This window comes from Paraburkholderia unamae (assembly GCF_003096875.1).
Taxonomy (GTDB): Bacteria; Pseudomonadota; Gammaproteobacteria; order Burkholderiales; family Burkholderiaceae; genus Paraburkholderia; species Paraburkholderia unamae.
In genome coordinates, this window is sequence record NZ_QEOB01000013.1 from 19,181 (window position 1) to 34,689 (window position 15,509).

The window sequence follows — 15,509 nt, forward strand, 5'->3', positions numbered from 1 at the left end:
GCGAGCGCTCGAACGCTTACGACACGCTGGCGTGCGCCTGCACGAAGCGCACGTAGCCGCTACGCAGCACGAGGCATTGGGCCCGCGTTTCGGAGAGCAGGCGGCGCGCGCAGGCTTCGATGCGGTCGCGATGATGGTCGAACGCGTTCAGCACGTCTTCGGCGCGAGGCGAGGCGGCGCCGAAGTGGTCTTCGAGTGCCGCCGCCGTGATCGTACATTCCACCCTCTCGCCATCGATCAACGCCGGAAACACCAACGTCAGTTCGCGGCCCGAGTACTCGGGCGCCTCATTCGGAAACATGATCTGCATGGGAGCCGCCTTAGGTTGAGGGTGAACAGGCCGCGCTGCACGGTTCAGTCTGCCCCGACATGGTGCGGGGGGACGCTCCGGCAAGGCGTGCGCGGAACAACATCAACCGCTGCGTGCAACGCGTTTGCCGCAGTTGATTTGATTCACTTTAGACGACTTCCTGCGGCCCGCAAGTTCCACGTTGTCACACGCGTGAAATAGCGATAGGGGGTCTTTTTCGCGGGTGCAGCATGCGCGCTTGCGGTTGCGCGCGCAAACAGACGTCTCCCCGGCCCCGCGCCTGCGCGCCGCGCCGGATGACGCATCGCAACACACGCGCCGCGACGGCGCTTCAGGATTCGCGATGCCGGTGCTGTTCGAAGTCTTCGAGGTCTTTGGGGTGCAGGGTCAGCATCACCACGAACGCGACGATCCCGAGGGCCACGGTCGCCAGTCCGGAAAGCACGACGTTGTTCTCGTCGAAGATCAATCCATCGATGGCATAGGCCAGGCCAAAGAGCGCAACGAACGTGGCGAGCACCGCCAGCACGATCCTCAATTCGCCATGCACCATGACGTACTCCGTAACGGAGCGGGCGGCGCACGGGCCGGGTCCGCCAGCCGGACCCGGCCACCACCGCCGGGGGGCGCGACGCACGTGCGCCCTCATCTTCATCCTGGCACCCGCGCGGAGAAACTCAAGGCGCAGATGCAGTTTCGTGCGGGAAATCGTCAACCGCGCATCCCTGCATCAACCCCGGCTTCAACCCGGATTGGCAGCCTCCGCGTATCCTGTACCATGAACTGCGCCGGAGGCGACGCACGCGTTGCCGCCGTGTTGCGCCGCAGCGAGGCTGCCCGGCAGGGCGGTAATAGGCCCGCAGTTCGCCCATAACGACTGGAGACACGAGTGACCCGACGCACCGTCACGCCGCACGACGCGGCCCGCGCGGACTCGATCGCGCAGGCTCACGCGCGCTCGCGCGCACTCGGGCTGCGCGCCACTGAGGCACCGGAATTCGATGCGCTCGCCGCCACGGACCTGCGCGATCTCATCGACTCGAATCGCGCGCTCTGTCACCAGGCGCGCCCCGTGATGGACGCGCTGCACGCGCAGATCGTCGACACGCAAAGCATGGTGCTGCTCACCGACCGCAACGGCGTGATCCTGCACAGCCTCGGCGACACCGACTTCGTCGAGAAAGCGCAGCGCGTGGCGCTGCGCCCGGGCGTCTCGTGGGCCGAGCAGCATCGCGGCACGAACGCGATCGGCACGGCGCTCGTGGACGCCCAGCCCACCACGGTGCACGCGGGCGAGCACTTTCTGCGCGCCAATCACATCCTCACCTGCTCGTGCGCGCCGATCGCCGATCCCTACGGCCGCACGCTCGGCGCGCTCGACGTGAGCGGCGAGTCGCGCGGCTTTCACAAGCACACGCTCGCACTCGTGCGCATGTCGGCGCAGATGATCGAGAACCATTTGTTCGGCACCGAATTCGCCGAGGCCATCCGGCTCCAGTTTCATGCGCGCGCGGAGTTCATCGGTACGTTGTACGAAGGATTGGCCGCCTTCGCGGCCGACGGCACGCTGCTCTGCGCGAACCGCAGCGCGTTGTTCCAGTTCGGCGCGCCACTCGCGCAGCTCCAGCAGCGCGAGTTCGCCGCGCTGTTCGGCCAGCCGTTTGCGGCGTTCATGCAGCAGCTCATGCGCGCGCCCGGCGAGGCGCTCACGCTCACGCTGCCAAGCGGCGTGCGGGTGATCGCGCGCGCCACGCCCGGCGCGGCGGCGCTCGCGCGCACCACGCCTTCCGAAGCCTCCCGCGCGCCGGCCGTTCCGGCTGCGCCACGAGCGAGCGCCGCCGCCGATGCGCAAGCGCCGCTCACGCTCGCCGAACTCGATACCGGCGACGCGCGCCTCGCCAGCGCCCTGCAACGTGTGGCGCGCGTGCGCGGGCGCGACATTCCCGTGCTCGTGCTCGGCCGCACCGGCACCGGCAAGGAATGGCTCGCGCGGGCGCTGCATCACGATTCGCCGCGCCGTGACGGGCCGTTCGTCGCGCTCAATTGCGCGGCGCTGCCCGATACGCTGATCGAAGCCGAACTCTTCGGCTACGAGGATGGCGCGTTCACGGGCGCGAGGCGTCGCGGCAGCGCGGGCAAGATCGTGCAGGCGCATGGCGGCACGCTCTTTCTCGACGAGATCGGCGACATGCCGCTCGCGCAGCAGGTGCGCCTCATCCGCGTGCTCCAGGAGCGCGCCGTCGTGCCGCTCGGCGGCACGCGCGCGGTGCCGGTGGACCTGCGCATCGTCTGCGCGACGCACCGCGACCTGCGCGCGATGATCGCCGAAGGCACGTTCCGCGAGGACCTCTACTACCGCATCAACGGCCTCGTCGTCACGCTGCCCGCGCTGGCCGAACGCACCGATCTCGGCGCGCTCGTCGCCCGCATGCTCGAGATCGTGCGGCGCGAGGCGCCGGGCGCGCCCACGCGCCTCACGCCGGCCGTGGAGGCATGCTTTGCGCGTTGCCGCTGGCCCGGCAATCTGCGCCAGCTTGCGAGCGTGCTGCGCACGGCGGCGATCATGGCCGAGGGCGAGGACGCCATCGACATCGAGCATCTGCCCGAAGACCTCATGCACGACTGCGATCCCGCAGGCGAACCGGACGCCGCGCTCGCTGCGAGCCGACCGGCAAGCGCCCCGGCGGAGGGGCCCCGCGAGGATCGGGAACGCGAACCGGCGCGCCTCGCCGAATGGCAATCGCGCCTCATCGAAGACACGCTCGCGCGCCATAGCGGCAACGTTTCGGCGGCGGCGCGCGAGCTGGGTCTCGCGCGCAACACGGTCTACCGGCACCTGCGGCAGCGTCGCTGAGCACGCTTGCCGGCGCGGGGCCAGGGTAAGCTTCGAGGATTGCCTCAAGCCCATGCGCGCCATGGCCTCCGCCCAGGAAATCAAACGCTTCCGGCGCAATCTCGCCGACGAACTCGACAGCGCCGCTGTCTACGACACGCTATCGGCCGTCGAAAAGGACGAAGAACGCCGCCGCATCTTCGCCGAACTCGCCGCCTCCGAGCGCGAGCACGCGCTCGTGTGGCGCGACAAGCTCGCGGCCAACGGCGTCGAGGCGCGGCCGCACCACCGCAGCGCGAAAACGCGCCTGCTGCAAACGCTCACGCGTACCTTCGGGCCTTCGCTCGTGCTGCCCACCGTCGCCGCCGCCGAATACGCCGACCGCGACCGCTACGCGCGCGAGCCCGGCGCGGAAACGCTCTCCGCGCAGGAGCAGCAGCATGCGGCCATCGTGCAGGCCATCGTCGCGAAGAAGCGCGAGGCCGACACGCGGCGCGGCGAGCAGATCGCCGCGGCCGAGTCGTGGCACAAGAGCGCGACCTCGGGCAACGACCTGCGCGCGGCCGTGCTCGGCGCGAACGACGGGCTCGTCTCGAACTTCTGCCTCATCATGGGCGTGGCGGGCGCGGGCAGCGCCAATCGCACGATCCTGCTCACCGGGCTGGCCGGCCTCGTGGCGGGCGCGTGTTCGATGGCGCTCGGCGAGTGGCTTTCGGTCACCAACGCGCGCGAACTCGCGCGCACGCAGCTCGCGAAAGAAGCCGACGAGCTCGAACACACGCCTGACGCCGAACGCCACGAACTCGCGCTCATCTACCAGGCCAAGGGCATCGACGCCGAGGAAGCGCGCCGCATCGCCGCGCAGATCATGCGCGACAAGAACGAGGCGCTCGACACGCTCGCGCGCGAGGAACTCGGCATCGACCCGAAGGAGCTGGGCGGCAATCCGTGGTCGGCCGCCGCGGTGTCGTTCTGCCTGTTCTCGCTCGGCGCGGCGTTTCCCACGGCGGCGTTCCTGTGGGCGACCGGCGTGTCGGCGATCGTGCAGTCGGTCGCCTTGAGCGCGTTCGGGCTCGCACTCGTCGGCGTGTTCACGTCGCTCTTCAACGGGCGCACCGCGACGTTTTCGGCGCTCCGGCAAATCGTTATCGGTCTTGTCGCCGCCGCGTTCACGGCGGGCGCGGGGCGGCTGCTCGGGGTGTCGATTTCATGAGCGAGCGCTTGGAGGAACGCAACGGGGAGCCGCGCGTGCCGCGCGTTCGGGTCGAGCCGCTCGGGCGCAGCTTCGAAGCGCCGCCCGAGCTGACCTTGCTCGAAGCGGCGGCCTTCGAAGGCATCCGTTTACCGCGCATGTGCCGCAACGGCACCTGCCGCGCCTGCCTGTGCCGCGTGGCGAGCGGCGAAGTGAGCTTTACGATCGAATGGCCGGGATTGAGCCGCGAGGAAAAAGCCGAGGGCTATGTGCTGACCTGCGTGGCCGTCGCGCGCACGGATCTCGTGCTCGACGTGCCGAACGCGGAAGACATGTAAAACGGCCCGCGACTTTGACGTCGCGGGCCGTTCTGCGTTTTACGACCTCAGAGGCTTACTGGCCGCCAAAGTACACCGATTGCGGGCCAGTGCGAGCCGCTTCGGACACATAGCGGCCACCGGCCGCCGACGACGTGCTGTTCACGCCGCCGAACGAGCTGTCGCCCTGGGTCACGGGCGCGGCCACTTGTGCGCCGCCAGCAGCCTGGTTGCGGCTCGTTTGCTGGAATTCGACGAGTTGCTCGCGCACCTGCGCGCGGGTCAGGCCCTGGTCGGCCTGGGCGAACGCGGCCAGCGGGGCGGCCAGAGCAACGGTAAGGGCAACAGCCTTGAGAAGCGACTTCATGGTGACAACCTCCGGAATTATTCAACTTGAATGCGCAATGACGGTGCACATCCTTTTGTGCTCGGCCCGCTCGCTGCGACTCGCCGCAACGGCTGGCTGTGAGTGGATTCTAGGCAAGCGGCCCGGCCGGATACAGGCTGATTCGAGCGAATTGGAATTACAGATTTCGCAATAATCCATTGTCGATTTAGGGCCGGACTACACAGTGGCGTCCTGGCTCATTCCCGGTACATGCCGCAATACTTCAGACGAATCTCATCCGATTGTTGTCGCAAAGAGAACACTGAATTCGCGATCTAAGTATTTACCCTGACCCCGGAACCACATAAATTGTCGACATGGGCCACGCCAAAGCGATGGCTCCTTACAAAAGATACCGGAGGTCAATGTCATGAAGTCGATTCTCAAGGCAGCCGTGCTGGCCGCCATCATCGCCGTACCGGCCGTTTCGTTCGCGCAGGTTCAAACCCAGCAGCAACCCGTGACGCGCGCCCAGGTTCGCGCCGAGCTCGCCCAACTGCGCGCCGCCGGCTACGATCCGAACGACTGGATGCACTACCCGGAAAACATCCAGGCTGCCGAAGCGAAGGTCGAAGCACAGCGCGGGGCCACGGGCTACGGCCCGTCGACGAGCGGCACTTCGCAGTCGAGCCAGTAAGTTTCGCGCCTCACCCCGGCATCGACGCCGGGTTCCCGCGCAAAGCATCAGGCCCGCCCTCGTATGAGAGGCGGGCCTGATCCGTTTTCAGGCTTCGAATTTGTGATGTGGCTCGCGCCGCTCACATCAGCGGCCGCCGCGACCTCCGCCGCCGTGGCCTCCGCCGCCACCATGCCCACCGCCGCCGCCATGGCCTCCACCGGGTCCACCGCCATGTCCGCCGCCAGGCGGGCCCCACGGGCCGCCGTGACCGCCGCCGTGACCGCCGCCATGACCTCCACCGTACCCGCCGCCGTGGCCGCCAGGACCGCCGGGTCCGCCCGGGCCGCCGTGCCAGCCGCCTCCGCCTCCGCCTCCATGCCAGCCGCCGCCGTGGTAATCGCGGCCGCCGCCTCCGCCCCAGATGCCGATGTTCACCGCCCCATAGGCCGGCGCGTAGGCGGGATCGTAGCCGCCGTAATAACCGGTGGAGTACGGCTGACCATAACCGCCATAGCCGTAGTCGTAGCCGGGGGCGACCGCACACCCGGCAAGGAGCGCGAAGGCGCCCGCCGCGAGAATGATCCTGAACATTGCAAACTCTCCTTTCTATATGTAAGAAAGAAGAATTGGCGTTAAGTTCTTATTGAATTGTGAGCCGGGGTTACGTCTGTAACCGTAAAACACACACTTCGGCACGCCTGCGCGCTTTAGCCGCGGCGGCCCATGGCTTCTTCGATTTTGCGGTCGGTCTTGTACTGGCTCAGCGAATAGACGGCCCAGATCGCGGCCGGAATCCAGCCGATCAGCGTGACTTGCAGAATCAGGCAGACGATGCCCGCAATGGGCCGCCCGATGGTGAAGAACAACAGCCAGGGCAGGATGATCGCAATCAGTAAACGCATCTTCGGCAAGACCTCTAAAGCGTGGAAAAAACGGTGGAGAGGGATTCAGTTGACGGGCGCGAAACGCGGCACGAGCGCGCCTTCGTGCTCCACGAGTTCGAAGAACACCGTTGAAGGCCGGGTCCAGATCGTGCCGTTCGCCGCGCGATACACAATCATCGTGACCGAGGGGTCCGACTCGAGCGTCGCCTCGCACACCAGTTCGTAAATGCCACCCTTGTAGTGCCGATAGCGCACCATCGCGTTCCCCTCTTCGAGTGCGCAAGCATGCCTTGCGCGACTGCGTCAGTGTAACAAGGGATAGGCGCGATGTGACCCGCTCAGCCGTGGAGCGCGTTTTACATGGCGTCGTGCCTCACTTCGCGCGCCGTGGCTTCGCGCGCGGTTTCGTCTCAGGCGGCGCTTCGCCGCAAATCAGCGCAATGCCCGCCACCGCCATCGCGCGCAGCGAAGCCCGCGAATCGCCGGCGCGCGCGCGCAGCGCCATGCTATGCAACAACGCGGAGCTCAGACGCGCCAGCATCGGCGCGTTCGCATGCGCAGGCAGTTCGCCCTGCGCGACAGCCAGGCGCAAGCGCCGCTCGAACGCCTTGTCGAACGTGCGCAGCCCCGTGGCGAGACGCTCCCGCACGGCCTCGTCGTTCACGGCCTCCACCGCCGCCGTGCCGATGAGCAGGCAGCCGCGCGCCGTGTCGCCGGGCGGCAGATACCAGCCGAGCGCGCCGTCGAACACGCGCAGCAACGCGTCGCGCAGCGGCAGCGCGCCGTCGAGCGCGGCGTCCATCGCGTTGCGCCCCGCCTCCACGTAACGCTCCACGGTTTGCAGATACAGCGCGTGCTTGTCGCCGAACGCGCCATACAGGCTTGGCCGGTTCATGCCGGTCGCCTCGCTCAGGTCGTCGAGCGACGTGCCTGTATAGCCGTTGCGCCAGAACGTGTCGCGCGCGCGGGCCAGCGCCTCTTGCGGATCGTAGGCGCGCGGGCGCCCACGCGGGCGGCTATCCTTTTTTGTACTGGATTGCATAGAAATATTGGAACGCTGATTTTTGTTCACTATAGTACAAAAATCAGAAAACCCGGACACGGAGGATGACAATGGATGGCTCGCTCGATCTTTATTTCGCGCCGCTGGCGTGCTCGCTCGCCACGCGCATCGCGCTCTACGAGGCGAACGCAAAGGCTTGCTACATCCAGGTCGACACGCTCACGAAGCAGTTGGCCGACGGCGGCGACTTCTTCGCGGTGAACGCGCTCGGCCAGGTCCCCGTGCTGCGCGAGGATGATGGCTGGACGCTCACGGAAAACACCGCCGTGCTGCCGTACGTGGCCGACCGCTTTCCCGAGGCGCATCTCGCGCCGCCGCCCGGCACGCGCGAGCGCGCGCGCCTGCACCAATGGCTCGGCTTCATCGGCACCGAGTTGCACAAGGCGGTGTTCGTGCCGCTGCTCGGCAAGGAAACCGACGAGGCCGTCAAAGCGTACGCACGCGCCAAGGTCGCGCGCCGCTTCGATCCGCTCGCGCGGCGCCTCGAAACGCACGCGTATCTGCTCGACGCGTACAGCGTGGCGGACGCGTATCTCGTGACCGTGCTGAACTGGGCGCCGTATGTGGGCATCGATGTCTCGCAATGGCCGGCGCTCGCCACCTATGCGCAGCGCGTGCGCGAGCGGCCCGCCGTCGCAAGGGCCATTGCCGACGAATACGAAATCTTCAGGCGCACGCCGCACTGATCCGCATGGCTCGTATTTTTGCTCGCGTGGCAGGCGCTTTTTTGTCGTGCGATAACCGTATGATCGCCACATTCGCCGGAGCCACGCAATGGCCACGCTCGAAGCCTTGCGCATCGTCCTCGACGACCCGCAAACGCCCGAAATCATCCGCAATCACGTCATCGATTCGTTGCAGTACGCGCTGCGCAATCACGGCCAGGTGTTCGCGTCGAAAGAAATAGAATGGCTCGCCACGTGGGACGACGCGCGCATTCCGCTCGCGGCCTCGAAGGAATTGCGCCGGCGCGTCGAGCGAAGCTAAAGCCCCGGTTCAGCCGTTCGCGAGATCCGCGAACACCGCCTTGAGATCGCGGCCCGCGCGAGCGCGCGCCTGCCGCACCACCCGCTCCTCCAGCTCGGCGAGATGCGCGCGCATCGTGGCGAGCGCCACCGGCAGGTCGCCCGCCTCCAGTGCCTCGATGATCTGCGCGTGCTCGTCGGGCGCGCACATCGAAGCCTTCGACGGATCGAACAACGCCTTGTAGAGCTCCGTTTTCGCAACCAGTTGCGCGAGCGCCTCCACGAGCGCGGCGCCACCCGCCTGCTCGGTGAGCAGCAAATGGAACCGTCCAGCGAGGCGCACTGCCTCGTCCACGCGCCCTTCGCGCAGCGCCTTCTTCTCGCTGCGCACGTGAGCCGCGAACTTGCGCCGCATCGTGGCGTCGAGCGCGCCGCACAGGCTCACCATCACCCCCGCCTCCGCCACCTGGCGCGCGCGATACACCGCGCGTATGTCGTCCTCCGAGGGCGACGGCACGAACGCGCCGCGATTGGGCTCTAGCACGAGCTTGCCCTCGAAGCCTAGCCGCGCCAGCACCTTGCGCAGCGCACCGCGCGTGCAGCCGAACGCCGCCGCCAGTTCGCGCTCGACGAGCTGCTGGCCCGGCGCGAGCTTGCCCTCCAGCAGCGCGGTGGAAATCGATGCATAGACATGCGCTTCGACGTCGGACGGTTCGTCGGTGTCGCGAGGCGGGGCGAGACGGGAGGATTGAGCCATGAGAAGGCGCGCTAGCTGGGTCAGGCTCGCATTGTAGCGAGCCGCCCGGCGAGACGAAATAAAGGCGCGCACATACCCGGCCACTCATGTCCGCCATAGCGGCATCAACCTGATTGTTAACAATTATTTTGTATAATGGTCAACCATACGAGCATGAAAAGGTTGACCGAATTGAGCCCCAATACCTCGACTCCCCGCCCTCCGAATCCCGCCGGCGAGACGGCCGGCGAGCTCGCGTGGTACGCGGCCATCGTCGCGATCGGCCTGAATCTGCGGCCGTTGCTCACCTCGATCAGCCCGCTCATGACGACCATTCGCGACGCCACCGGCCTCAGCTTCTATGGCGCGTCGCTCCTCACCAGCCTGCCCGTCGTCGCGATGGGTCTCGGCGCGTTCGCCACCGGCATGCTCGCGCGCCGCCTTGGCGAAACGCGCGGCGTGGCGCTCGGCCTCGCCGCCATCGCCGCCGCCTGCGCGGCCCGCCTGTTCGCCACGAGCGGCGGCGCGCTCATGCTCACGGCCACCGCGGCGGGCGCGGGCGTCGCGGCCATCCAGGCGCTCCTGCCCGCGGTCATGAAGCAACGCTTCGCCGCGCGCGTGCCGCTCGCGATGGGACTGTTCTCGGCGTCGATCATGGGTGGCGGCGGCCTTGGCGCGAGCCTGAGCCCGTGGGTCGCGCGCATCGGCGGCTCGTGGCATGCGGGGCTCGCCGTGTGGGCGTTGCCCGCACTCGGCGCGCTCGCGGTGTGGGGCGCCTTGAACGGGGGATTCAACGGCGCGCGGCGCGCCACGCCGGCAGAAGCCGCCTTACCGAACACACCGAACACACCGAACGCACCCGCCAGCCAGCGCCCAGCCGTGCCGGTCTGGCGCAAGCGCCGGGCGTGGACGCTCGGCTTGCATTTCGGACTCGTCAACGGCGGCTATACGAGCCTTGTGGCGTGGCTACCCGCCTACTACCAGCAGCACGGCGCGAGCGTCGCGGCAAGCGGCTCGCTGCTCGCCACGATGACCGTGTTCCAGGCCGCCGCCGCCCTGCTCCTGCCGCTCGCGGCGGCGGCGTTCACCGACCGGCGGCCCTGGCTCGTGCTGGGGCTTTGCGCGCAGCTCGCGGGCGTGGTCGGTCTCGCCGCCTGGCCCGAAGCCGCGCCGCTCCTGTGGGTTGCGGCGGCGGGCGCGGGACTTGGCGGCACGTTTTCGGTCTCGCTCGTCACGGCGCTCGACCATTCGGCGGACCATCGCGTGGCCGCGCGCCTCGTCGCCTTCGTGCAGGGACTGGGCTTCGTGATCGCCGCGATCGCGCCCATCGTGGCCGGGCGCGTGCGCGACCTCACCGGCGGCTTCACTGGCGCGTGGGTCATGCTCGCCGTCTCGATCAGCGCGATGATCGCGCTCACGCTCGCGTTCTCGCCGCGCAGCTACGGGCGCTGGCTCGGCGCACACGGCCCGGGCCCGCACGCGAAGGGCGTGGAGGGCCGTATCGCGCTCGACGCATAAGGCCCCGACATAGGGCAACCCTGGGCGGCGCGCCCGCGCAACAGATCGCCCGCCGCAGGTCGTGAAACGTTTGCATAAGCGCCTGTATGAATGTACAGTGCGTGCAGCCGGCCATCCGTGCCGTCCGGTCGCCGCACCGGGCTACGCCGCCGTTCAGGCGTGCCAGCCGGCCTCGCGCCCCGCAGCATGGCGCGGTCCGGGCCTGTACATCGAAACGGAGAACACGACGTGCGATTCTTCATCACGGGGACCTTGCTGTGCGTCCTCGCGTCCACCGCGCTCGCCGGGGAACACTACATCGAGATCTGGAATCCGCCCGAGGCCCGCAGTCCGGGCGCCCACGCGAACACCACCGCAAAGAAGGCGCAGCCGCATCGCGGCACGAAGCACAAGCTCGCGTCCGCCGACCGGCTCACACCGCGCAAGATCGCCGAACCCGCCATGCGCGCGCCCGCGCCCACGGTGCCTGTCACGCCCGGCGCACCGGTGCGCACGGCGCCCGGCAACGACCGCACACCCGCCATCCCGCCGCAAATCGGCCCGGACGGCAATATCCTCACGGTGAGCTACCGCGCGCCGCTCAAGCGCACGCAAACGCCGCTGCGCGCCCAGTAAGCGCCGCTCAAGCCACACGCAAGGCACGCCCAAGTCGCACACAAGCCAGTTCGAGCGGCGCCCTTCGCCGCCTCGCCTGCGCTTCCCGTCTCCGGAAAAAAAATAGCCCCGTCACCGGAGTGTGCGGGGCCGAATCCCATGTCAAGGAGATGTCATGGAGGAGACAGGTTCATCTTAGCCACGGCCCGTCGGGGGGCCAACCAATGGTTACACATATGCATATCGGCCCGCGCCACGCCACGTAACAAGGCGTCCCCCGTATATGGTTAGAACAAAAAGTCGTTTCGCGGCGCGCGGCGCGCTCTCTAAGATGGCGGTTCCAGGCTTCGTTTATCGAGGACGCGCGAGGCGCGTTCCACCGCAATTCCGGGAGCACCTCTTGAGCAATTCCGACTCGCAACGCCGCCCGCTCGTGGTCGGCATCGGCGGCACCACGCGCGCCGCCTCGTCGACCGAACGCGCGCTCAGTTTCGCGCTGCGCGGCGCCGAAGAAGCGGGCGCACGCACGCAGTTGTTCGGCGGCACGTTCCTGCACACGCTGCCGCACTACGCCCCCGAAGATCCCACGCGCACCGACGCACAGCTCGAACTGATCGACGCCGTGCGCGCCGCCGACGCCGTGATCATCGCGACGCCCGGCTATCACGGCGGCGTTTCCGGTCTCGTGAAGAACGCGCTCGACACGCTCGAGGAACTGCGCGCCGACGAACGCCCGTATCTGGACGGCCGCGCCGTGGGCTGCATCGTCACGGCCTACGGCTGGCAGGCCGCAGGTTCGGTGCTGACCTCGCTGCGCTCGATCGTGCATGCCTTGCGCGGCTGGCCCACGCCGTTCGGCGCGGGCATCAACACGCTCGAAACGCGCTTCGAGAGCGCGCATCAGTGCTCCGACGCCAAGGTCACCGAGCAGCTCGCCACAGTGGGCCGGCAGGCCGCGCAATTCGCGCTCGCGTTCGGCGGCCAGCATGCGGCGCCGCTTGCGAACACCGGGCACGGCGCGCATGCGGCCAACGCGCCGCGCAGCGAAAAGCGCCTGAGCCTCGCGGTCTGATCCTCGCTGCGCCGGTCAGTACCGGCGCACCGCGTACTCGCCGGAAACCCGGCAGGCCGCCACCCCACCCCGCATGCGCGCTGCCGCCCGCGCGCGGGCGCGAACGTTCCCTAACCCACATTGCAGGCGTTGCACGGCGCGCACCGCGTGCGCCATCCCACAGACGCCCGCCGTGCGCCAGTCCACATTGGAGCCGCATCCGGAGCTCGCCTCGACGCCCATCGTCGAGAGACGGCCGGAGACGTCGGAATGCAGCAGGAAGCGCGGCCATGCACACACCATTACGCTACAAAGGCTACGTCGTAGCCCCCAGCGCGCAACAGCTCCCCAACGGGCTGTTCGCCGCCAATCTCATCATCGGCACACAGCCGGGCGCCCAGCATTCGTTCGACGCCCTCGACTACTTTTTCGATGAAAGACATGCACTCGCCTACGCGTGCCGATGGGCGCGCATGTGGATCGACGACCAGCGCCGCTGCGCGTGACGCCGCCTGCTTCCTTACGAATGTGACAGAATAGGAGTCATACCCTCCTTCATTTTGATGCTCCATGTCCGAAACCCTGACGCATCCGGACGAAGGCGCGGCCTTCGTCTCTGACCAGGACGCAGCGCTGCGGCGCTGGACTCACGACACGGCAGGGCCCATCACGATCGGATCGGATGAACACCGCAGGATGTTCTGCCGGATGCTGCTCGACACCCACGATCCCTACCGCCCCGCCGTGCTCGACTGGCCGAGGCTCGAACCCGACGCGCTCAGGCGTCTCACGTCCCTGCCGATCTGGGACATCGCGGTGCAGACCGAAGGCCGCGCGTCGATCCGCGTGCAGACCTACGCGCAAACCGTGAACCATCCGCTGCTGCGCGAAGCGATCGAAATGGACGCCGCCGAGGAAGCGCGCCACAAGGTCGTGCTCTCGCACCTCGTGCGCGCCTACGGCATCGAACTTGCGCCTGAACCCGCATACCCGCCGCCCAAAAAGGCCGAGTGGGCATGGATGTTCACGGGCTACAGCGAGTGCATCGACAGCTTCTTCGCGTTCGGCCTTTTTCGCTCGGCGCAGCGCTCGGGCTTCTTTCCGGCGGACCTCGTCGAAACCTTCGAGCCCGTGATCCAGGAAGAGGCGCGCCACATCCTCTTCTTCGTGAACTGGGTGGCGTGGTATCGCAAGACCATGCCGTGGTGGCGCAGGCCGTGGCACTCGGTGCGCGTGGCCGGCATCTGGTTCATGCTGGTGTGGGAGCGCCTTGCGATCGCGCGCGGCATCGACGCCAACGGCGTCGCGCACGACTCGAACTTCCTGCCCGCGAACCGCGAGGTGCTGGGCGACGCGCTCAAGCCGCACGAGATGATCGAGCTGTGCCTGAAGGAAAACGACGAGCGCATGAGCGGCTACGATCCGCGCCTGCTGCGCCCAACGCTGGTGCCCGCGCTCGCGCGCTTCGCGCTACGCTTCATCAAGAAGTAGTCTGTTGTCCGTACGATTTGATGATTGGGCGGACGTACCAGGAGGACGATTGCATGAGCTTGACCGCATGGACTGTCGACCGGCAACTCGAACTGAGCGCAAGCCAGGCTGTCGAGGCGATCCGCTCGGGGCAGCTCAAGGCCGCCGACTATGTCGCCACGCTGATCGCCCGCGCCCAGGCGCTCGCGAATCTCAATGCGCTCACCGTGCTCGACGTGGAAGGCGCGCTCGCGGCCGCGCAGCGCATCGACGCGCTCGGGCCCAACGAGCGCGCGCATCTGCCGCTCGCGGGCCTGCCCGTGGTCGTGAAGGACAACATCAACACGCGCGCGCTGCAAACCTCGGCGGGCACGCCCGCGCTCGAAGGCTTCCTGCCCGCGCGCCATGCGCCTTCGGTGCAGCGGCTCGTCGACGCCGGCGCGATCCTGCTCGGCAAGGCCAACATGCACGAACTCGCGTTCGGCATCACGAGCACGAATCTCGCGCCGCACGCGGGCCCGGTGCGCAACCCGTACGACCCCGAGCGCATTCCCGGCGGCTCCTCGGGCGGCACGGCGGCGGCCATCGCCGCGCGCATCGCGCCCGCGGGACTCGGCACCGACACGGGCGGCTCCACGCGCATTCCCGCCGCGCTGTGCGGCATCGTCGGCTTGCGCCCGAGCGTGGGCGACGGCGCCACGCAGCGCCGCTATCACGACCCGCTGGCCGTCGTGCCGATCAGCCATACGCGCGACACCGTCGGCCCGATGGCGCGCACCGTCGCGGACGTGGCGATGCTCGACGCGGTGATCACGGGACACGGGCCGCTCGCGCAGGCGGCCGTGACCAACCTGCGCATCGGCCTGCCCGCGCCGCTTTGGGAAGGGCTCGAAACCGCGCTCGAAGACGTGGCGCGCGAGGCGCTCGCGAAGCTCGAAGCGGCCGGTGTCTGCATCGTGCCCGTCGAGATGGGCGAGCTGCTCGCGCTCAACGACCGGGTGAGCTACGCAATCGCGCTGCATGAGCCGATCGACGACCTCGCGGCGTGGCTCGCTGCGAACCACGCGCCCGCGCGCAGCGTAGCCGAGGTCGCGGCGCGCATCGCAAGCCCCGACGTGCGCGCGGCCTACGACGCCGTGCTCGCCGACGCGCGCGGCGGCGACTACCAGAGCGCGATGACGGTGTGGCGTCCGCGCCTTCAGCAGCTCTACGCGCAAACCTTCTCGGCAAACGGGCTCGACGCGCTGCTCTTTCCCACCACGCGGCTCGCCGCCGCGCCGCTCGACGAGTTGAACGGGTCGTCGCGCGTCTCGATCGACGGCGGGTCGCCGATCGACGAGATGGAAGCGTACCTGCGCAACACCGACCCGGCCAGCAACGCCGGTATTCCGGGCCTCGCGCTGCCCGCGGGCCTCACCGCCGCGCGCCTGCCCGTCGGGCTCGAACTCGACGGGCCGCTTGGCAGCGACCGCAGGCTGCTCGCCATCGGACTGGCCTTCGAGCAAATCCTCGGCAGCTTGCCGGGGCCGACGATCTGAGCCGGTTGCGCTACGTGAGCGCCTCGACGCG

General features: G+C 68.3%; 20 protein-coding genes. 12 read left to right on the forward strand and 8 right to left on the reverse strand.

Features of this window, described 5'->3' with window-relative positions; genetic code table 11:
* Positions 1 to 16 precede the first annotated feature (16 nt).
* Complete coding sequence (locus C7402_RS25670) at positions 17 to 310, reverse strand: DUF1488 family protein (protein WP_112171006.1); 294 nt, start codon at positions 308 to 310, stop codon at positions 17 to 19.
* Between the two features lie 331 nt (positions 311 to 641).
* Positions 642 to 863 (reverse strand): DUF2964 family protein, encoded by a 222-nt coding sequence (locus C7402_RS25675; RefSeq protein WP_112171005.1) that lies wholly within the window; start codon positions 861 to 863, stop codon positions 642 to 644.
* A gap of 336 nt (positions 864 to 1,199) precedes the next feature.
* Between C7402_RS25675 and C7402_RS25680 the strand changes: the two genes are divergently transcribed.
* The 3 genes from C7402_RS25680 to C7402_RS25690 all read left to right on the forward strand — a co-directional run bounded on the left by C7402_RS25680 (position 1,200) and on the right by C7402_RS25690 (position 4,673).
* Positions 1,200 to 3,164, forward strand: coding sequence for a sigma-54-dependent Fis family transcriptional regulator (locus tag C7402_RS25680; RefSeq protein ID WP_116612672.1), 1,965 nt, complete (start codon positions 1,200 to 1,202; stop codon positions 3,162 to 3,164).
* 61 nt (positions 3,165 to 3,225) lie between these two features.
* Positions 3,226 to 4,356 carry a VIT1/CCC1 transporter family protein gene (locus tag C7402_RS25685; RefSeq protein ID WP_116612816.1) on the forward strand — a complete coding sequence of 377 codons (1,131 nt, stop codon included), beginning with the start codon at positions 3,226 to 3,228 and terminating at the stop codon, positions 4,354 to 4,356.
* Positions 4,353 to 4,673 (forward strand): 2Fe-2S iron-sulfur cluster-binding protein, encoded by a 321-nt coding sequence (locus C7402_RS25690; protein WP_116612673.1) that lies wholly within the window; start codon positions 4,353 to 4,355, stop codon positions 4,671 to 4,673. The genes C7402_RS25685 and C7402_RS25690 overlap by 4 nt, the downstream gene beginning before the upstream one ends.
* 55 nt (positions 4,674 to 4,728) lie before the next feature.
* On the opposite strand, the gene C7402_RS25695 is transcribed toward C7402_RS25690, so the two are convergent.
* Positions 4,729 to 5,019, reverse strand: a complete 291-nt coding sequence (locus C7402_RS25695) for a DUF4148 domain-containing protein (RefSeq protein WP_112171002.1) — start codon at positions 5,017 to 5,019, stop codon at positions 4,729 to 4,731.
* 391 nt (positions 5,020 to 5,410) lie between these two features.
* Between C7402_RS25695 and C7402_RS25700 the strand changes: the two genes are divergently transcribed.
* Positions 5,411 to 5,677: a DUF4148 domain-containing protein gene (locus tag C7402_RS25700; RefSeq protein WP_112171001.1), complete on the forward strand. Its 267-nt coding sequence runs from the start codon at positions 5,411 to 5,413 to the stop codon at positions 5,675 to 5,677.
* A gap of 47 nt (positions 5,678 to 5,724) precedes the next feature.
* On the opposite strand, the gene C7402_RS48205 is transcribed toward C7402_RS25700, so the two are convergent.
* From C7402_RS48205 to C7402_RS25720, 4 genes are all read right to left on the reverse strand, one after another.
* Positions 5,725 to 6,036: a hypothetical protein gene (locus C7402_RS48205; RefSeq protein ID WP_116612674.1), complete on the reverse strand. Its 312-nt coding sequence runs from the start codon at positions 6,034 to 6,036 to the stop codon at positions 5,725 to 5,727.
* A 330-nt stretch (positions 6,037 to 6,366) separates the two neighbouring features.
* Positions 6,367 to 6,561 (reverse strand): YqaE/Pmp3 family membrane protein, encoded by a 195-nt coding sequence (locus C7402_RS25710; protein WP_112171124.1) that lies wholly within the window; start codon positions 6,559 to 6,561, stop codon positions 6,367 to 6,369.
* A gap of 45 nt (positions 6,562 to 6,606) precedes the next feature.
* On the reverse strand, positions 6,607 to 6,801 hold the full coding sequence (locus C7402_RS25715) for a DUF1653 domain-containing protein (protein ID WP_112171000.1): 195 nt from the start codon (positions 6,799 to 6,801) through the stop codon (positions 6,607 to 6,609).
* A gap of 115 nt (positions 6,802 to 6,916) precedes the next feature.
* A complete protein-coding gene (locus C7402_RS25720; protein WP_116612675.1) occupies positions 6,917 to 7,585 on the reverse strand; it encodes a TetR/AcrR family transcriptional regulator in 669 nt (222 codons plus the stop codon).
* Positions 7,586 to 7,656: 71 nt separating this feature from the next.
* Between C7402_RS25720 and C7402_RS25725 the strand changes: the two genes are divergently transcribed.
* Together C7402_RS25725 and C7402_RS25730 are read left to right on the forward strand one after the other, a co-directional pair.
* Entirely contained in the window at positions 7,657 to 8,292 is a 636-nt protein-coding gene (locus C7402_RS25725; protein ID WP_116612676.1) for a glutathione binding-like protein, read from the forward strand.
* Positions 8,293 to 8,380: 88 nt separating this feature from the next.
* Positions 8,381 to 8,593 carry a hypothetical protein gene (locus C7402_RS25730; protein WP_112170997.1) on the forward strand — a complete coding sequence of 71 codons (213 nt, stop codon included), beginning with the start codon at positions 8,381 to 8,383 and terminating at the stop codon, positions 8,591 to 8,593.
* Positions 8,594 to 8,602: 9 nt separating this feature from the next.
* Here C7402_RS25730 and C7402_RS25735 read toward each other — a convergent pair whose 3' ends face one another.
* Positions 8,603 to 9,328 carry a GntR family transcriptional regulator gene (locus C7402_RS25735; RefSeq protein ID WP_116612677.1) on the reverse strand — a complete coding sequence of 242 codons (726 nt, stop codon included), beginning with the start codon at positions 9,326 to 9,328 and terminating at the stop codon, positions 8,603 to 8,605.
* Positions 9,329 to 9,481: 153 nt separating this feature from the next.
* Between C7402_RS25735 and C7402_RS25740 the strand changes: the two genes are divergently transcribed.
* The 6 genes from C7402_RS25740 (at position 9,482) to iaaH (ending at position 15,478) form a co-directional block, all read left to right on the forward strand.
* Positions 9,482 to 10,825 (forward strand): cyanate transporter, encoded by a 1,344-nt coding sequence (locus C7402_RS25740; RefSeq protein ID WP_116612817.1) that lies wholly within the window; start codon positions 9,482 to 9,484, stop codon positions 10,823 to 10,825.
* A gap of 228 nt (positions 10,826 to 11,053) precedes the next feature.
* Positions 11,054 to 11,440, forward strand: a complete 387-nt coding sequence (locus C7402_RS25745; protein WP_116612678.1) for a hypothetical protein — start codon at positions 11,054 to 11,056, stop codon at positions 11,438 to 11,440.
* 379 nt (positions 11,441 to 11,819) lie between these two features.
* Positions 11,820 to 12,491, forward strand: a complete 672-nt coding sequence (locus C7402_RS25750; RefSeq protein WP_208949006.1) for an NADPH-dependent FMN reductase — start codon at positions 11,820 to 11,822, stop codon at positions 12,489 to 12,491.
* Between the two features lie 269 nt (positions 12,492 to 12,760).
* The gene (locus tag C7402_RS25755) at positions 12,761 to 12,976 is read left to right on the forward strand and encodes a transcriptional regulator (RefSeq protein WP_112170993.1); all 216 of its coding nucleotides are present in this window, start codon (positions 12,761 to 12,763) and stop codon (positions 12,974 to 12,976) included.
* A 64-nt stretch (positions 12,977 to 13,040) separates the two neighbouring features.
* Entirely contained in the window at positions 13,041 to 13,961 is a 921-nt protein-coding gene (locus C7402_RS25760; RefSeq protein ID WP_112170992.1) for a ferritin-like domain-containing protein, read from the forward strand.
* A 53-nt stretch (positions 13,962 to 14,014) separates the two neighbouring features.
* Positions 14,015 to 15,478, forward strand: coding sequence for an indoleacetamide hydrolase (iaaH, locus tag C7402_RS25765; protein WP_112170991.1), 1,464 nt, complete (start codon positions 14,015 to 14,017; stop codon positions 15,476 to 15,478).
* Positions 15,479 to 15,509: the final 31 nt, after the last annotated feature.